This is a genomic window from Kluyvera sichuanensis (assembly GCF_014218705.1).
In the GTDB taxonomy this organism is placed as follows: Bacteria; Pseudomonadota; Gammaproteobacteria; order Enterobacterales; family Enterobacteriaceae; genus Kluyvera; species Kluyvera sichuanensis.
Window position 1 is genome coordinate 373,570 of the sequence record NZ_JABBJF010000002.1, and the last position, 17,433, is coordinate 391,002.

15 protein-coding genes are annotated in these 17,433 nt (G+C 54.0%); 11 read left to right on the forward strand and 4 right to left on the reverse strand.

Going from position 1 to position 17,433, the window contains the following annotated elements; all coding sequences use genetic code 11:
* The first annotated feature begins 220 nt into the window (after positions 1-220).
* Together HII27_RS04060 and HII27_RS04065 are read left to right on the forward strand one after the other, a co-directional pair.
* Positions 221-1,801 (forward strand): phosphoethanolamine transferase, encoded by a 1,581-nt coding sequence (locus HII27_RS04060; protein WP_185666684.1) that lies wholly within the window; start codon positions 221-223, stop codon positions 1,799-1,801.
* A gap of 117 nt (positions 1,802-1,918) precedes the next feature.
* Positions 1,919-2,872 carry a nickel/cobalt transporter gene (locus HII27_RS04065; RefSeq protein ID WP_185666759.1) on the forward strand — a complete coding sequence of 318 codons (954 nt, stop codon included), beginning with the start codon at positions 1,919-1,921 and terminating at the stop codon, positions 2,870-2,872.
* A 65-nt stretch (positions 2,873-2,937) separates the two neighbouring features.
* On the opposite strand, the gene ompX is transcribed toward HII27_RS04065, so the two are convergent.
* A complete protein-coding gene (ompX, locus tag HII27_RS04070) occupies positions 2,938-3,450 on the reverse strand; it encodes an outer membrane protein OmpX (protein ID WP_185666685.1) in 513 nt (170 codons plus the stop codon).
* Between the two features lie 353 nt (positions 3,451-3,803).
* On the opposite strand from ompX, the gene rhtA reads away from it, so the two are divergent.
* The 5 genes from rhtA (at position 3,804) to glnQ (ending at position 8,096) form a co-directional block, all read left to right on the forward strand.
* On the forward strand, positions 3,804-4,691 hold the full coding sequence (rhtA, locus tag HII27_RS04075; protein ID WP_185666686.1) for a threonine/homoserine exporter RhtA: 888 nt from the start codon (positions 3,804-3,806) through the stop codon (positions 4,689-4,691).
* A 292-nt stretch (positions 4,692-4,983) separates the two neighbouring features.
* Entirely contained in the window at positions 4,984-5,487 is a 504-nt protein-coding gene (gene dps / locus HII27_RS04080; RefSeq protein WP_123651747.1) for a DNA starvation/stationary phase protection protein Dps, read from the forward strand.
* A 363-nt stretch (positions 5,488-5,850) separates the two neighbouring features.
* Positions 5,851-6,597, forward strand: a complete 747-nt coding sequence (glnH, locus tag HII27_RS04085; protein WP_185666687.1) for a glutamine ABC transporter substrate-binding protein GlnH — start codon at positions 5,851-5,853, stop codon at positions 6,595-6,597.
* A 120-nt stretch (positions 6,598-6,717) separates the two neighbouring features.
* Positions 6,718-7,377 carry a glutamine ABC transporter permease GlnP gene (glnP, locus tag HII27_RS04090; RefSeq protein WP_185666688.1) on the forward strand — a complete coding sequence of 220 codons (660 nt, stop codon included), beginning with the start codon at positions 6,718-6,720 and terminating at the stop codon, positions 7,375-7,377.
* Positions 7,374-8,096: a glutamine ABC transporter ATP-binding protein GlnQ gene (gene glnQ / locus HII27_RS04095; protein ID WP_185666689.1), complete on the forward strand. Its 723-nt coding sequence runs from the start codon at positions 7,374-7,376 to the stop codon at positions 8,094-8,096. The genes glnP and glnQ overlap by 4 nt, the downstream gene beginning before the upstream one ends.
* 42 nt (positions 8,097-8,138) lie before the next feature.
* On the opposite strand, the gene rlmF is transcribed toward glnQ, so the two are convergent.
* A complete protein-coding gene (gene rlmF, locus HII27_RS04100; RefSeq protein ID WP_185666690.1) occupies positions 8,139-9,065 on the reverse strand; it encodes a 23S rRNA (adenine(1618)-N(6))-methyltransferase RlmF in 927 nt (308 codons plus the stop codon).
* A gap of 96 nt (positions 9,066-9,161) precedes the next feature.
* Here rlmF and HII27_RS04105 point away from each other — a divergent pair, with 96 nt between their 5' ends.
* From HII27_RS04105 to ybiJ, 4 genes are all read left to right on the forward strand, one after another.
* Entirely contained in the window at positions 9,162-9,782 is a 621-nt protein-coding gene (locus tag HII27_RS04105) for a flavin reductase family protein (RefSeq protein ID WP_185666691.1), read from the forward strand.
* 471 nt (positions 9,783-10,253) lie between these two features.
* A complete protein-coding gene (locus HII27_RS04110) occupies positions 10,254-12,536 on the forward strand; it encodes a catecholate siderophore receptor Fiu (RefSeq protein ID WP_185666692.1) in 2,283 nt (760 codons plus the stop codon).
* 47 nt (positions 12,537-12,583) lie between these two features.
* Positions 12,584-13,261 carry a PKHD-type hydroxylase YbiX gene (gene ybiX / locus HII27_RS04115; RefSeq protein WP_185666693.1) on the forward strand — a complete coding sequence of 226 codons (678 nt, stop codon included), beginning with the start codon at positions 12,584-12,586 and terminating at the stop codon, positions 13,259-13,261.
* 464 nt (positions 13,262-13,725) lie between these two features.
* Positions 13,726-13,986 (forward strand): DUF1471 family protein YbiJ, encoded by a 261-nt coding sequence (gene ybiJ, locus HII27_RS04120; RefSeq protein ID WP_185666760.1) that lies wholly within the window; start codon positions 13,726-13,728, stop codon positions 13,984-13,986.
* Between the two features lie 211 nt (positions 13,987-14,197).
* On the opposite strand, the gene ybiB is transcribed toward ybiJ, so the two are convergent.
* Both ybiB and dinG read right to left on the reverse strand, forming a co-directional pair.
* Positions 14,198-15,166: a DNA-binding protein YbiB gene (gene ybiB / locus HII27_RS04125; RefSeq protein ID WP_185666694.1), complete on the reverse strand. Its 969-nt coding sequence runs from the start codon at positions 15,164-15,166 to the stop codon at positions 14,198-14,200.
* A 62-nt stretch (positions 15,167-15,228) separates the two neighbouring features.
* On the reverse strand, positions 15,229-17,382 hold the full coding sequence (gene dinG, locus HII27_RS04130; protein ID WP_185666695.1) for an ATP-dependent DNA helicase DinG: 2,154 nt from the start codon (positions 17,380-17,382) through the stop codon (positions 15,229-15,231).
* Positions 17,383-17,433: the final 51 nt, after the last annotated feature.

The following is a 17,433-nucleotide window of genomic DNA, read 5'->3' on the forward strand; positions in this document are numbered from 1 at the left end:
TTCGGTGGCAACCTACCCTATTTCGCCCAAAAACCCCGATTATTTTCTGGTTTTGCAATCATCCTCCCAAAACAATTCGTTATCAGTAGTTGACCCAATAATAAGCACGCTTTATCTTTGCGCAGCCCTGTACTTTGCTTCCCCCTCTTCACGCATTGTCTGGCCAATAAAGACCCCTTGACGCCAGGGGATGCGCATGGCGTTTTTATAGTTGCTATCTATGAATCTAACCCTGAAAGAAACCCTCGCTGCACGTGGGCTTGCCCTGAGCCCGTGGACGGGATTTTATTTTTTACAATCGATCCTGATTAACCTGGCGCTGGGCTATCCCTTTAGCCTGCTCTATGCCGTCGCCTTTACCGGCGTCCTGCATTTGCTGTGGTGCACAGTGCCGAAAACGCAGAAGGTCATTCTGGGGGTTTATTCTCTGGTAGGGGCGCTCTATTTCCCCTTTAGCCAGGCCTATGGCGCACCGAACTTCAACACCCTGCTGGCGCTGCACTCCACCAACGTCGAAGAGTCGACGGAAATCTTCACCATCTTCCCGTGGTACAGCTACCTCGTTGGCCTGTTTATTTTTGCGCTCGGGGTCATTGCCGTTCGCCGTAAAGTCACCGACAAAAAGCGCTGGGGAATGATGGAAACGCTGTGCCTGGTGTTCTGCATCGGTGTGTTCTTCGTCCAGCCGATTCAAAACCAGATGACCGGCTGGGGCTTTAAACTAAGAGATACCGGCTACCCGGCCTTCCGTTTCGTCAAAGACATCATCGTGAACAACAACGAGGTGATTGACGAGCAGCGGCGCATGGCTGAGCTTTCCAATATGAAAGACACCTGGAATGTGCTCGCCGTGAAGCCGAAATATCACACCTACGTGGTGGTGATTGGCGAAAGCGCGCGCCGCGATGCGCTGGGCGCGTTTGGCGGCCATTGGGACAATACACCGTTTGCCAGTTCGGTGAACGGCAACCTGTTCACCAACTATATTGCCGCCAGCGGCTCAACGCAGAAATCGCTGGGGCTGACCCTGAACCGCGTGGTGGATGGTAAACCGCTATACCAGGATAACTTCGTCACCCTCGCCAACCGTGCGGGCTTCCAGACCTGGTGGTTCTCCAACCAGGGGCAGATTGGTGAATACGATACGGCAATTGCCAGTATCGCCAAACGCGCGGATGAAGTGCACTTCCTGAAAAACGGTGATTTCGAAGCGGACAAAAATACTCGCGACGAAGCGCTGCTGAAAATGACCGAGCAGGTTCTGTCGACCGCCCGTAGCCAGCCGCAGCTGATTGTGCTGCACCTGATGGGTTCCCATCCGCAGGCCTGCGACCGCACCCAGGGCAAATATGCGCAGTTTGTGCAGTCAAAAGAAACATCATGCTACCTCTATACCATGACACAAACCGACAGCTTGCTTAGCCAACTGTACGATCAGCTGCGTCGCAATACGGATAGCTTCTCAATGGTCTATTTCTCCGACCATGGGCTGGCGTTTAAAGAACGCGGTAAAGCGGTACAGTATCTGGCGCATGATGATAAGTACCAGCAGAACTTCCAGGTGCCGTTTATGGTGCTGTCCAGCGATGACAAAAAGCACAACGTCATCAAGGCGCGCCGTTCTGCTAATGATTTCCTAAGCTTCTTCTCCCAGTGGACGGGGATCCAGACGCAAGAGATCGCGCCGAAGTACCGCTTCGTCTCTTCGCAGAAAGCTGGCAAGGTCTACATCACCAACTTCCAGTTACAAAAAGTGGATTACGACACGCTGAAAACTGATCTATTTGATCCCAAAAGCTAATTCACTCCTGCCCTGCTCTTGCTATCCGCTCGCTGTGAAATCCTGCGGGCGGATAGCAAACCCGTCAGACTCTGCATTACTATACTGTTCTCAACTCCTCTCACCGCGAGCCTGATGATGATCGCACAACGTCTTACGCGCGACTGGCGTATTCCTACTGCCGGGCTGATGCTGCTGCTCTTCCTCGCTACCGCATTCAGCCTGCACACCCACTGGAACGCCTTTATTCAGTGGTGTCTGGCGACGCAAATCACCCTACACCGCTATCTGGTGATGTATTTACTACAGCTCAATAATCACGAATACAGCGGTGGGTTATGGCTTTTAGCCGGCGCGTTCTTCTATGGCGTGCTGCACGCGGTTGGTCCAGGGCACGGCAAATTTATCGTCACGACCTATCTCAGTACCAACCGTGAGAGCCTGGTTGCCGCCCGCGTGGTGCCCTTTATCGGCAGCCTGATGCAGGGCATCAGCGCGATTCTGTTTGTCTTTATTCTGGCGGTGGGCTTTAACCTGGCCTCCGGCGATCTCAGCACCAGTCGCTGGTACGTTGAAAAAATCAGCGCGGTCATGATTGGTGCGTTTGGGTTATTCGTTATCTATCAGGCGCTGAAAAGCCTGCGACCGCGCAAAATGACCATCTCATCGCTCAAACCATTGCACCAGCACGATGAACAGTGCGGCTGCGGGCACCACGGCGTGGGGGCCGCGCTGACGCAAAGCGACTGGAAAACCCGTCTGGGGGTCATTCTGGCGATCGGTGCCCGACCGTGCAGCGGCGCGATTATGATTCTGATGTTCGCCAATGCGCTCGGTATTGTCAGTTGGGGGATTGCGGCAGTGATGACAATGGCCTTTGGTACAGCGCTGTCTATTCTTGGGCTATCGCTTGCCGTACGCTATGCGCGCGAACGGACGGTCGCCTTTTTTGGCGGCGCGGCGGGACAGCGTTGGGTGATGCCGGCAATTAAAGTGGCCGGAGGCGTGATGCTGATTCTCTTTGCAACCGTGCTGTTTTTAACGGTCATTCCTATCAGCGCTAACGGGGATTACATCGCGGCAGGCTGCTAGCCTGCTGAAAAATGGACATAAAAAAAGGGGTCATCAAGACCCCTTTTTTACAATCACTGAAGTGATTAGAAGCGGTAACCTGCACCCACGATCCAGGTACCTACGTCAACGCTACGAATGCGAGACTGCTCGTAGGATACGTCCAGAGCAACGTTCTCGATCGGGTTGAACTGCAGACCGGCACCGTAGGAGAAACCGTAGTCGCTGGTGCTGTTGTTGTTTTCTGGGAACTGGTTGTACTGTGCTTTACCGTAACCAACGCCGACTACGCCATAGATGCTAGCCCAGTCGTTGATGCGGTAAGCAGGACCAGCAGTAATGCCGTAGTACTGACCTTTAGTGTAGAAGTCGTTCTGAGTGTCGCTCTTAGCCGTGTAGGTGAAGGAGCCGATCACACCCAGTGGGCTGTTGTCTTCTTCGTAGCGGTATTTCAGGTTGAAACCGCCCGCTTTGTTAGCAACGCCCTGCATATCGCTCTGAGCGTAACCACCAGTAACGGTAGAAGTTGCAGCTACGGCAGTACCTGCGGAGATAGCCAGTACAGCGGCCAGTGCTGAAAGACATGCAATTTTTTTCATAACCACCTCAAATGTGCTTCTAATAAATCCTAAGTTTTAAATATATCAAAAATTGTTAAGAAACTCTTTCGGCCAAACGCTGTCTAAGGGCATCAATGATGTAACACTTTGTTTCCATCTATCGCTATCCCTTTCATTAACCACATATTTTTACCTTAAGTCTTATCTCTACGTCGGTAAAATCCAGGTTAATTTTTCCAGATTATTCCTGGTTTGACAGGCCAAAATGTCCTCGACTGAAGAAATTCTACCCCTTCCATGACACTTTTTTTTCAACAATCCCTCAACCGTAGCCGACTATTTCAATTACACTGCCGGTTTTACCTCTTTTGACAAAAGCTGACAGGAAGAAGATGCCCGGCACGCCCCGCAAGGTACCGTCATGGTTACCCATACTCGTTATTCTTATCTCAATGGTCTCTATCCAGAGCGGAGCTTCGCTGGCTAAATCATTGTTTCCTCTGATCGGTGCTCCTGGCGTTACCGCGTTACGTCTGGCGTTAGGCACCCTAATCCTCGTCGTGGTGTTTAAGCCCTGGCGACTGCGCTTTGCCAAAGAACAGCGACTGCCGCTGATCTTTTATGGCCTTTCGCTTGGCGCCATGAACTACCTCTTCTATTTATCGTTGCAGCGTATTCCGCTGGGTATCGCGGTGGCGCTGGAGTTTACCGGCCCGCTGGCGGTGGCGCTTTTTTCCTCGCGTCGCCCGATCGACTTTATCTGGGTGATTCTGGCAGTCGCCGGTCTATGGTTCCTGCTGCCGCTGGGCCAGGATGTGGCGCACGTTGATTTAACCGGCGCACTGCTGGCGCTGGGTGCCGGTGCAGGCTGGGCGGTGTATATTCTGAGCGGACGACGTGCCGGGGAAGAGCATGGCCCGGCAACGGTGGCCATGGGCTCGCTGATTGCGGCCATCGTGTTTGTGCCGCTGGGGGCATTGCAGGCAACGGACGCGCTGTGGCATTGGTCGATATTACCGCTGGGGCTTGCTATCGCCGTGCTCTCTACCGCACTGCCCTACTCGCTGGAGATGATTGCCCTCACCCGTTTGCCGACGCGAACCTTCGGGACGTTGATGAGCATGGAGCCGGCGCTGGCCGCTCTCTCCGGGATGGTTTTTCTCGGCGAGATGCTGACCTTCAATCAGACGCTGGCGATGGGTGCCATTATTATTGCGTCGATGGGTTCAACGCTAACCATGCGGCAGGAAAGTAAAATTAAAGAGGTCGATGTCAGTTAAGTTTTTTATATTATGCATAGTGCACGCCACTATGCATAATAACCCCATGCGATTGCATAATTTTTTATTTCATATCAATAAAACAGTCCTAAAAATATTACCATTCCGCAATAAAAATTATAACCACCTGTTTTAAATGAAGAATATTAAATCCATTGCCGTTACTATCAAACCTATAGGCAGAATCAGAAAATACCGTTCCGGTGACGGTGCTATACTTGTTTTCGTTAATTCATGAGGACGCAGATACACACGACTTTATAGGTGTATCAGATCAAGAGGATATATGATTATGAGTACTGCAAAACTGGTTAAAACGAAAAATGCCCATCTGCTCTATACGCGTAACGACGTTCCGGATAGCGAAAAACAGGCGACCGTTGCGTTACTCAATCGTCAGGTTCTGCAGTTTATCGATCTGTCATTGATTACCAAACAGGCACACTGGAACATGCGCGGCGCCAACTTTATCGCCGTTCATGAGATGCTCGACGGCTTCCGTACTGCGCTGACCGATCATCTGGACACCATGGCAGAACGTGCCGTGCAGCTCGGCGGTATTGCGCTCGGGACCACTCAGGTTATCAATGCCCAGACCCCGCTGAAAAGCTATCCGCTGGATATCACCAGCGTGCAGGACCACCTGAAAGCGTTGGCCGAACGCTACGCCATCGTGGCTAACGACGTGCGTAAAGCCATTAGCGAAGCAAAAGATGAAGACACCGCAGACATTTTCACCGCCGCGTCTCGCGATCTCGACAAATTCCTGTGGTTCATCGAAGCGAATATTGAATAACCTTAAGTAAAACCGGTCTCCTTCCCGTCACCCAGCGGGAAGGCTTTCGCACCAAAAAAGTGCACAACAACGGTTATAAACCCCGCCAAAGTAAATCAATTGTAATAATCACCTCACACAATCGTTAATAAAAGATTGTTTTCTCCCCTACGTTTGCGCTAAAAATCACCATACTTAACAACATCCTTTTCACGCACTACTTTGGTGCCCCCTTATGGTGCATATGGACATTTATCCTGCCGAAATTGTGCAAAGCCAAAAGCATTATTTGTTGATAAACAATGAATTGTAATGTTGGCACGATTTTTTCATATACCGATTGTTCTCGCAGGGGATCGCCCCGTGGATATAAAAGGAAATGCTATGAAGTCTATGTTTAAAGTTTCACTGGCTGCACTCACCCTGGCTTTTGCAGTTTCTTCTCATGCTGCAGACAAGCAACTGGTTGTGGCAACGGACACGGCGTTCGTTCCGTTTGAATTCAAACAAGGCGACAAGTACGTCGGCTTTGATATCGATCTGTGGGCCGCGATTGCGAAAGAACTGAAGCTGGATTACACCCTGAAGCCAATGGACTTTAGCGGCATTATCCCAGCGCTGCAGACCAAAAATATCGACCTGGCGCTGGCAGGCATTACCATTACCGACGAACGTAAAAAAGCGGTCGACTTCTCCGATGGCTACTACAAAAGCGGCCTGCTGGTGATGGTGAAAGCCAACAACAACGACATTAAAAGCGTGAAAGATCTCGACGGCAAAGTGGTTGCCGTGAAGAGCGGTACCGGTTCTGTTGATTACGCGAAAGCCAACATCAAAACCAAAGACCTGCGTCAGTTCCCGAACATCGATAACGCGTACATGGAATTAGGCACCAACCGCGCTGACGCGGTGCTGCACGATACGCCAAACATTCTCTACTTCATCAAAACTGCCGGTAACGGTCAGTTCAAAGCGGTAGGCGAATCTCTGGAAGCGCAGCAGTACGGTATTGCGTTCTCTAAAGGCAACGACGAGCTGCGCACCAAAGTTAACGGCGCGCTGAAAACGCTGCGCGAGAACGGCACCTACAACGAAATCTACAAAAAATGGTTCGGTACTGAACCTAAATAAACCCACCTGACTGTTCAGGTTCTGTAACGCCCGGTGGCGCTTGCGCTTACCGGGCCTACAATTTTAGTCAGCACACGTTGACTCATTTTTTATTTTCACCACGGTATACAGGAATACATCATGCAGTTTGACTGGAGCGTCATCTGGCCAGCCATTCCAATTTTGTTGGACGGCGCCAAAATGACTCTGTGGATTTCGATCCTTGGCCTGGCAGGCGGTATTATTATCGGTCTGCTGGCGGGCCTGGCCCGCACCTACGGCGGCTGGATTGCTAACCACATTGCCCTCGTGTTCATTGAAGTGATCCGCGGTACGCCGATCGTCGTGCAGGTGATGTATATCTACTTCGCCCTGCCGATGGCCTTCCCGGATATTCGCATCGACACCTTCACCGCAGCGGTGATCACCATCATGATCAACTCCGGCGCCTACATTGCCGAAATCACCCGTGGCTCGGTGCTGTCGATCCATAAAGGTTTCAGCGAAGCCGGTCTCGCGCTTGGTCTTTCCCGCCGCGAAACCATTCGTCACGTGATTATGCCGCTGGCCCTGCGCCGCATGCTGCCCGCGCTCGGCAACCAGCTCATCATCAGTATCAAAGATACCTCGCTGTTTATCGTTATCGGTGCCGCAGAGCTGACCCGCAGCGGTCAGGAAATTATCGCCGGGAACTTCCGCGCGCTGGAAATCTGGACCGCTGTTGGCGTTATCTACCTCATTATCACGCAGGTACTCAACATCGTGCTCCGCGTTCTTGAAAGAAGGATGAAAATCCTGTGATTGAATTTAAAAACGTCTCTAAGCACTTTGGCCAAACCCAGGTGCTGCATAACATCGATCTCAACGTCAAGCAGGGTGAAGTCGTGGTGATTATCGGGCCATCCGGTTCCGGTAAATCGACGCTGCTGCGCTGCATCAACAAGCTGGAAGAGATAACCAGCGGTGACCTGATCGTCGATGGTCTGAAGGTCAACGACCCGAAAGTGGACGAACGCCTGATTCGCCAGGAAGCGGGCATGGTGTTCCAGCAGTTCTATCTGTTCCCACACCTGACAGCGCTGGAGAACGTGATGTTTGGCCCAACCCGCGTGCGTGGTCTTAATAAGGCCGCTGCGGAGACGCTGGCCAAAGATCTGCTGGCGAAGGTCGGCCTTGCCGAGCGTGCTCATCACTACCCTTCTGAGCTTTCCGGCGGCCAGCAGCAGCGCGTAGCCATTGCCCGTGCGCTGGCGGTGAAACCGAAGATGATGCTGTTTGATGAGCCTACGTCGGCGCTTGACCCGGAACTGCGCCATGAGGTGCTGAAGGTGATGCAGGATCTGGCGGAAGAAGGTATGACGATGGTCATCGTGACCCATGAAATCGGTTTTGCCGAGAAAGTGGCATCTCGCCTGATCTTTATTGATAAAGGCCGGATTGCCGAGGATGGCAACCCGCAGGAGCTGGTGAAGAACCCACCAAGCCAGCGTCTGCAAGAATTCCTGCAGCACGTCTCCTGATGCTAACGCCGTTTATTCCCTTGGGATAAACGGCGTTTTTTCTTAGCGTTTGCGTGCCAGGAAACGACGACGCTGTTCGTCATCCATAAACGACCAGGCGATAAAGCGACTCTGCTTCTGCCCCTGCGCCATCTCTTTTTTGACGACCTTCACCGCCCCCACATCGGTCAACGCGCGGTACAGCGGCGGCAGGTTTTCGCCTTTGGATACCAGCGACGTAAACCACATCACCTGGCGAGCAAAACCTTTGCTCTCCGCGATCATCTGTTTGATAAAGGCCACTTCCCCACCTTCACACCACAGTTCCTGCTGCTGGCCGCCAAAGTTCAGCGCATCGTCACGGTCCTGACCCAGGTTACGACGCTTACGCTCGCTACCCGCACGTGCCGCAGCCGCCGAATCATGGAACGGCGGGTTGCACAGGGTAACATCGTACTGTTCGTTTTTGTGGATCACGCCGTTGAACATCGCCGTTGTATCTTTCTGGCGACGCAGACGGATCATGCGGTTCAGCGATGGGTTCGCGCTCAGAATTGCCTGCGCGCTGGTAAACGCCTCAGCATGCGTTTCACTGCCGGTGAAGCGCCAGCCGTATTCATGCGCGCCAATCAGCGGATAGATACAGTTCGCGCCGACGCCGATATCCAGAATGTTGGCTCCTTTTACTACGTTACCGCTCTCATCGCTGAGCAGGTCGCCCAGGTGGTGGATATAATCCGCGCGTCCCGGTACCGGTGGGCAGAGAAAACCTTCTGGAATATCCCACTCTTTGACCGCATAGAAATGCGCCAGCAGCGCTTTGTTCAGCGTCTTCACCGCCAGCGGGTCAGCGAAGTTGATAGTCTGCTCGCCCGCCGGGCTGAGGGTAATAAAATCGCGCAGTGCGGGAACGGCCTGGCACAGCGCCTCAAGATCGTAGCGACTATGATGACGGTTACGCGGGTGTAAACCCGGTTTTTGGGTACTCATGACTTTCTCCTGTCGTAATGCGGCGTAAGATACCCGTTGACGACGGTGCGGTAAATAAGGGAGTCTGGATTCCTGCTTCTAAATAACAGGTGCGCTATGTATTTTTATGAGCCTTCCCACGGACATGGGCTGCCCCACGACCCGCTCAACGCCATCGTCGGGCCACGACCTATCGGCTGGATTTCCTCCGTCGACCCGCAGGGGCGGCGCAATCTTGCGCCCTACAGTTTTTTTAACTGCTTTAACTATCGCCCACCGATCATCGGTTTCGCCAGCAGCGGCTGGAAAGATAGCGTGCAGAATATTGTCGAAACCAAAGCATTCGTCTGGAATCTGACCACGCGCGATTTAGCCATCGCCATGAACGAAACCTCCGCTTCGCTGCCGCACGGCGAGGATGAGTTTGCCCGCGCCGGGCTCACGGCCATCGACAGCCGGTTGGTGAAAGCGCCTCGCGTGGCTGAAAGCCCGGTTAACTTCGAGTGCCGCCTGTCGCAGTGCATTCAGCTCACCGGTGCGGACGGTACCGCCGTCGAAACCTGGCTGGTGCTCGGCGAAGTGGTCGGCATTCACATTGACGAATCGCTGCTGGAAAATGGTATCTACCAAACCGCCAAAGCGCAGCCGGTGCTCCGCGCCGGTGGCCCGTCGGCCTATTACACCATTGATGAGCGTCATCGGTTTGACTTAATCCGCCCGGATGCCCGTCAGGCCTGAGCAATACCTCCCCGGGGTCGGCGTAAACGCCTCGCCCGGGCTACGCGCTAAAGTGTTACCTATGTTTCCGGTTTGTACCGTTATAGCGCCTTGCCTATCACACTTGCGACAACATAATCCTCAACGCTGTATGGCACAAATCATCAGTTTTTCTTGTGGATAATAGCACGCAAATTTTATCGCCGAGCCGCCCCAGAGTCGGCGTAAACGCCTCGTTCGGGCTATGAACCTGTCGCCCGAGAGCCCCCTCAATGTGTAATTCTTATGTATAAAAAATGAAGAAACTGTAAAGCAATGTATTTATTTTTAGCTCAATGAGTGATAAAAAGTTACGCGTTTTGATAATGCTTCTCACAATCATTATCAACATCATTTAAAAAACATTAAGCAACCTGCAGTGGCAAAGGGGACATGGTGTGCCCGGTTGTCATCTTAAACATCGCTTTTAAAAATTATAAGACGCTCATTGATATGGATAAAAATCGCACTACCCCGTTCAGCAGCTTTGGCTCGCTCACCTTCTTTACCGGACTGTGCATTGGCCTGACGCCTGCTGCCCAGGCTGCGGACAGTAAAGAAAAAGGCCAGGGAGATACGCTGGTTGTTGAAGCGCAAGCCCCGTCGCTATATGCCCCGACAAAATCAGCCGATCCGAAATTCAGCCGCCCAATTGCCGACACCACGCGTACTGTGACGGTAATTTCCGAGCAGGTCCTTAAAGATCAGGGTGCAACTAACCTGACCGACGCGCTGAAAAACGTGCCAGGTGTGGGCGCATTCTTTGCGGGTGAAAACGGCAGTTCATCGACTGGCGATACCATCTATATGCGCGGTGCAGATACGTCGAACAGTATCTACATCGACGGCATTCGTGATATCGGCAGCGTGACGCGTGACACCTTCAACACCGAACAGGTAGAAGTGATTAAAGGCCCGTCTGGTTCAGACTATGGCCGCAGCGCGCCGACGGGCTCGATCAACATGATCAGCAAGCAACCGCGCCTGGACTCTGGTATCGATGCTTCAGCAAGCGTAGGCAGCGCATGGTATCGCCGTGGCGCACTGGATCTGAACGAAGCCATCGGCGACACCACCGCCGTGCGCTTAAACCTGATGGGGGAAAAAACCCACGACGCCGGGCGTGATAACGTGAAAAACGAGCGCTACGGCGTTGCCCCTTCCATCGCCTTTGGTCTCGGGACGCAAAACCGTCTGTACCTGAACTATCTGCACGTTACCCAGCACAACACGCCGGATGGCGGTGTGCCAACCGTGGGTCTGCCGGGCTACTCCGCGCCAAATGCGGCGACATCGGCGCTCAATAGCTCGGGCAAGGTCGATACGCACAACTTCTACGGCACCAACTCAGACTACGACGACTCCACTACCGATACGGTGACGATGCGTTTTGAACATGATTTCAACGACACCACCACCCTCCGCAACACCACCCGCTGGTCGCAAATTAAGCAGGACTATCTGATGACGGCGGTGATGGGTGGGCCAACTAACATCGTTCAACCGAACCCTAACGATGTCGGTACCTGGACCTGGACGCGCAACGTCAACACCAAAGACGTGAGCAACAAGATCCTGACCAACCAGACCAACCTGACCTCGAAGTTCTACACCGGCGCTATCGGCCACGATATCAGCACTGGCGTTGAGTTTACCCACGAGCAGCAGACCAACTACGGCGTCTATCCGATGACCGCCCCGGCGGTGAATCTGTATAACCCGAACAGTAACGTCAACATCGGCAACCTGAGTCGTAGCGGCGCTAACGCTAACGGCCAGACCGATACCTTTGGCGTCTACGCCTTCGACACGCTGCAAATTACCCGTGATTTCGAACTGAACGGCGGCATTCGCCTGGATAGCTATCACACCGAATATGACAGCGCCTCACTGTGTGGCGGTACGGGACGTGGCGCGGTTGCTTGCCCAGCGGGCGTTGCCAAAAATACGCCGGTTACCACCGTCGATGCGACCAAATCCGGTAATCTGGTCAACTGGAAAGCGGGGGCGCTGTATCACCTGACGCAGAACGGCAACGTCTACGTCAACTATGCCATCTCCCAGCAGCCTCCGGGCGGCAGCAACTTCGCGCTGGCTGCTGGCGGCACGGGTAACAACGCCAACCGTACCGACTTTAAGCCGCAGAAAGCCAAAACCAGCGAGGCGGGCACCAAGTGGGAGTTACTGGATAAACGCCTGCTGCTGTCGGCAGCCCTGTTCCGCACCGATATTGAAAATGATGTTGAAGCCAACGACGACGGCACCTATTCGCAGTACGGCACCAAGCGCGTAGAAGGCTATGAGATCTCCGTTGCTGGCAACATCACCCCAGAATGGCAGGTCATTGGCGGCTTTACGCAGCAGCGCGCAACCGTCCAGCAGGGTGCCGATGTCGCGCAGGACGGTTCATCTTCGCTGCCGTACACGCCGGAGCATGCGTTCACCCTGTGGAGCCAATATCAGGCAACCGATGCCATTTCCGTCGGCGCGGGCGCACGCTATATTGGTAGCATGCACCGCGGCAAAGACGGTGCCGTCGGCACGCCAGACTCCACCGACAGCTACTGGGTTGCCGATGCCAAGATTGGCTATCGCGTAAACAGCACGCTCGACCTGCAGTTGAACGCCTACAACCTGTTTGATACCAACTATGTTGCCTCGATTAACAAGAGCGGCTATCGCTATCATCCGGGCGAGCCAAGAACCTTCGTGTTAACGGCTAACGTACACTTCTAAGTATCATCGTGGGGCGCAAGCCCCACTTTTTTTAAGGAGAGATTCCCATGATGTACCGCATTCCTGGCGTGTTGAACGCTGACGAGGTTCGCCTGCTTGTTGAAGAGTTGGACCAGGCGGAGTGGGTAGACGGTCGAGCGACCGTCGGCGCGCAGGGGGCGCAGGTTAAGCAAAATCAGCAGGTCGACACTCGCAGCGAACGCTATGTCCGCCTGCAGGCGAAAGTGCTGGAGGCGGTGAATCGCCACTCGCTGTTCTTTGCCGCAGCGCTGCCCAAAACGATCTCCAGCCCGTTGTTCAACCGCTATCAGCAGCAGGAGACCTACGGTTTTCACGTCGATGGCGCGGTACGCCAGCATCCGCAAAGCGGCTGGATGCGCACCGACCTCTCGGCCACGCTGTTTTTGTCCGCCCCAGAGAGCTATGAGGGCGGCGAACTGACCATTAACGATACCAACGGCCAGCACGCGGTGAAGCTTCCGGCGGGCGATTTGGTGCTCTACCCTTCCAGCAGCCTGCACTGCGTCACGCCGGTGACCTCAGGCGTCCGCATTGCCTCCTTTATGTGGATTCAGTCAATGATTCGCGATGACAAACGTCGCGCCATGCTGTTTGAGCTTGATGGCAATATTCAGTCTTTAAAACGTCGTTACGGTGAGTCGGACGAGGCGCTTTCGCTGCTTAATCTCTACCATAACCTGCTGCGGGAATGGTCGGAAATTTAGCCCAAAATATTTCTCAAATTTTATGATGGAGATAAACGGGATCAGCGGATGATACGGCTATCAGTGGCTATCAACGGTAAACCGCTCCATCAAAAAACAAACTCATGACAAAAGTTTACGTCTAATTCATTTATTGGAATATAATGCTAATTAAAGGCGATTAACCCAGCCCTGGTGACAAATCTATACCTGAATATACAGAGCAATCGGTTATCTTTACGAGCACGCTTTTTGGCAAATAAAGTGGCAAATTGTGCGCTAGATCGCGCTCTTACCGCTAGACTCTCCGCAAACACATTCATTTCATGAATATTTTATTAATAATCAATACATTAATAATCATTCAATTTTTTTGAGCATGGACATCAATTCTCTTCGATTTATTCCGTCGAAAAAAAACGTGATACTTCTCACATCGACGGAAACAACGTCATCCGAACAACATCACCTGCGAGAGATTAATGATGAAAACGATTAAATATGCTGTTGCTGCTATTGCCCTTTCTACCCTGTCTTTCGGTGCTTTCGCTGCACAACCGGTCACTCAGGAACAAGCGCAAAAAATGAATGAAATTGGTGTGGTATCTGCGAACGGTGCAAGCACGCTGGATGGTCTGGAAGCAAAACTGGCTCAGAAAGCTGCTGACGCTGGCGCATCCGGTTACAGCATCACCTCCGCTAACACCAACAACAAAGTTAGCGGCACCGCGGTTATCTACAAATAACCAACCGATGTAATACCCCGTGAGCCTGACCTCTCACGGGTGCTCCAACCCTCATTGAACTTGTTGATACCCTTGTTTGCCCGGCTGCCACGCCGGGCTTTTTTTTGCGTGGAATTTGAGAATGGTGATTTCCCGGGGTCGGCGTAAACGCCTCGCCCGGGCTACATTACCCGTCCGGGCGAACACTGTGCCCCTGGGAAAGCACTACGGCTCAATACGACTGCGCCACTCGCGCCAGCCCGTCTTCAATACTCTGCACTTCACCCGTCGCCAGCAGGCAGCACGCGAGCTGAATTTTCAGCGAATGCGGCACCGGCTCAACGCCCGCCACACAGCGTTCAATCCATTGAGCGGTGATTTCAGGATCTTTGCTCGACGGGAGCACCACTTCCGTCTCCGGCTGCTCGCTCTGACGTTCATTGACCACTCGCGCCCCCTCCGCATCAATCAGCGTAATCTGCGGACAACGCTGTGGGTTGGCGTACACCTCACCTTCCGTCCCATGCATCAGCAGGCTGCGCCCACCGATATCGGCAAAGAATTTCGCCACCTTGCCTACATATTCGGGATGCGACACGCTGGACAGTCGCAGCGCGGCATTCTCTTCAAACGGCGTGGCAAGCTTCGCCAGCGTATGGGCACTGTTGCGCACGCCAAGCTGCCAGCGGAAATTCAGCTGCCGTTCCAGCGGCGGGCACAGCGCGCCAACCGGAATATAGACCGGCTGATGGCCTTCGAGCTTTGCCTGCGCCTGACCGGCGTGACGGGTAGGCTCAATGCCCATCAGGGCGAAAATAGTTTCTGTAATGACCCGGGTCGGGTCTTCGCTCACGCCGTGCACCACCACCGGGAAGCCCAGCTTGTGCAACAGCATCGCCAGCAGCGGCGTCAGGTTGGCCTGCTTACGCGCACCGTTATAGCTCGGAATGACGATAGGCATGGGTTTGCCTGCTGGCGGCGTTAAGCGCAACGTCTTTTGCTGCATCGCGTCGTAGAAGCCAAGCATCTCCGCTTCGCCTTCGCCCTTAATACGCATGGAGAGCAAAATCGCACCCATTTCCAGGTCCGGCACGTCACCATCCAGCATGTGGCTATACAGGCCGCGCGCGGTCTCCTGGTCCAGGTCACGAGCGTGATTTTTACCGCGCCCGATCTCTTTGATGATTTTGCGATAATCCATGTGCTGCTCCTTTTACATGCTCATTCGGCGGCTTCGTCCCGACGGCACAACGCTCGACCGGGCTACCGTTTTTTACGACGCGGCGATTTGGGTTTCGCCGTGGGGGCTTTTTGCTTCACTTCCGGCACTTCCGGGCGTTCAATCGGGAAAACCGGTAACGCATTCAGTAAACGCTTACCGTAGTTTTTGGTCAACAACCGCTTATCGTAGATAACCACTTCGCCCCAGCAGCCGTGGCTACGGATAAGGCGCCCAACCTGCTGAATCAGGTTAAACGATGCGCTGGGCAGGCTCTGCACCTCAAAAGGATAGCGGTTGAGGCTTTTCAGCCACTCCCCTTCGGTGATCACCACTGGGCTATCAATCGGTGGGAAGGCTATTTTGTGGATATGGACCTGGGTGAGCAGGTCACCTTTTAGATCCAGACCCTCGGCAAATGATTGCAGGCCAACCAGCACGCTACGCTCACCGTTCTCCACCCGCTTACGGTGCAGTTCCACCAGCCGATAGCGCGGCTGATCGCCTTGCACCAGCAGCATCAGCCGTAGGTCGGTGACGTACTCAAGGAAACGCTGCATCGCGCGCCCGCTGGCAAACAGCACCAGCATGCCGTGATGTTTTTTACTTTCAACCTGCTCGCGGAAGTAGGCCGCCATTTCAGCAATATGCTGCTCTTCGTTATCGATAAGCGGCTCGTACTGCATCTGCGGAATAACAATTTTGCCCTGCTCGACGTGGTTGAACGGTGAATCCAGCGCGACAAAGCGATCGCCCGCCTTCTCCTTCAGGCCGCTCATCTCCTGCAGACGGGAGAAGCTGTTCAGTGAACGCAAGGTTGCCGAAGTGACGATAATATGTGGCACGCTGCGCCACAGCAGACGTTCTAGCTGATCGCTCACGCGAATGCCCACGCAGTGGAACCAGACGTGCATCTGCCCATCGCGCATATCACGCGTCGCCCACTTGGTGACCGGCGCGCCCGACGCTTGAGAGAGCGAAGCCAGCCGCCACAGCTTGCTTTGGGACTCAAACATGCCCAGAGCGCGGTTCATCTGCAAAATAATGCGGTGCAGCCGCACGATGTCGTGGCTGCCGGTTTTTTCACTCAGATCGTTTAAGAACAGCTCGGCAAGCCCGCGCAGCATCTCGGTCAGCTTGGCCAGACGCTGGCAAATCTCCATCACCTCATCGGGCAGTTCGCCCATCGGGAAGCGGTGTTCAGCCTCCTGGGTAGCGGGCAGATAGAGATTCAGAATATTGTTGAGCGAGGCAATCAGCTCATATAGCTCTTCACAGTGGCCGTTCAGCCGTTCCGGCAGCGCCAGTGGCGGCGTGGTTTTCGGGCGGAACTGCTCCATGCAGGTCGCTACCAGCTTGCTGAAGAGATCGAGCTGCAGCCGATACCACGGCGCGGTAATCTCCGCGCTCATCTCCAGCGCGTCACGGGCGACGTCAGGCAAATGGTGGCCTTCATCCAGCACCAGCAGCAGGTTTTTCGGCTCTGGCAGCACCGCTTCGCTCTCCATCGCGGCCATCACCAGCGCATGGTTGGCAACCACCACTTCCGCCTCCTGAATTTCGCGGCGAGCGACGAAGAACGGGCATTCGCGGTAGTAGTGGCAGTTACGGTTCAGGCAGCTGGCTTTATCGGTGCTCAGGCGACGCCACAGATCGTCGTCAATGGCGATATCGGTGTGATCGCGCAGTCCGTCCCACTTGTAGCCGTCGAGGTCACCCTTCAGCTTTGCGCAGCGCTTCTGCTCTTCCTGATTGTTTGGCGTGAGTTCGTCGTCGAGGAACGCCAGCAGGTCCTGCTGATTCGGCTCCGTGCTGGCCAGCGCCGCCAGATTACGCGGACAGACGTAGCGCCCACGGCCAAAGGCCGCGGTAAAGCGCAGGTCGGGAATAATTTTGCGCAGCAGCGGCAGGTCTTTACTGTAGATTTGATCCTGCAAGGCGACGTTGGCGGTACTGACCACCAGCGTTTTTTGCTCTTCGCGGGCAATGGCAATACCGGGGATCAGATACGAGAGCGTTTTCCCGACGCCGGTCGGCGCTTCAATCGCCAGGTGCCGTCCCTCTTCCCCGGTAAGCGTTTTGGCGACGTCCGCAATCATCTGCCGCTGCGGCGCGCGGGGGATAAAGTCGGGGATCTGTTCCTGAAGCGCCTTGTACCAGGCGGCGATTTGCGCTTTTAGCGCAGCGGTCAAAGCCATGAGAAAACCTGAGATACTGTATAAACAGCCACTATTGTGGCATTTTCTGTA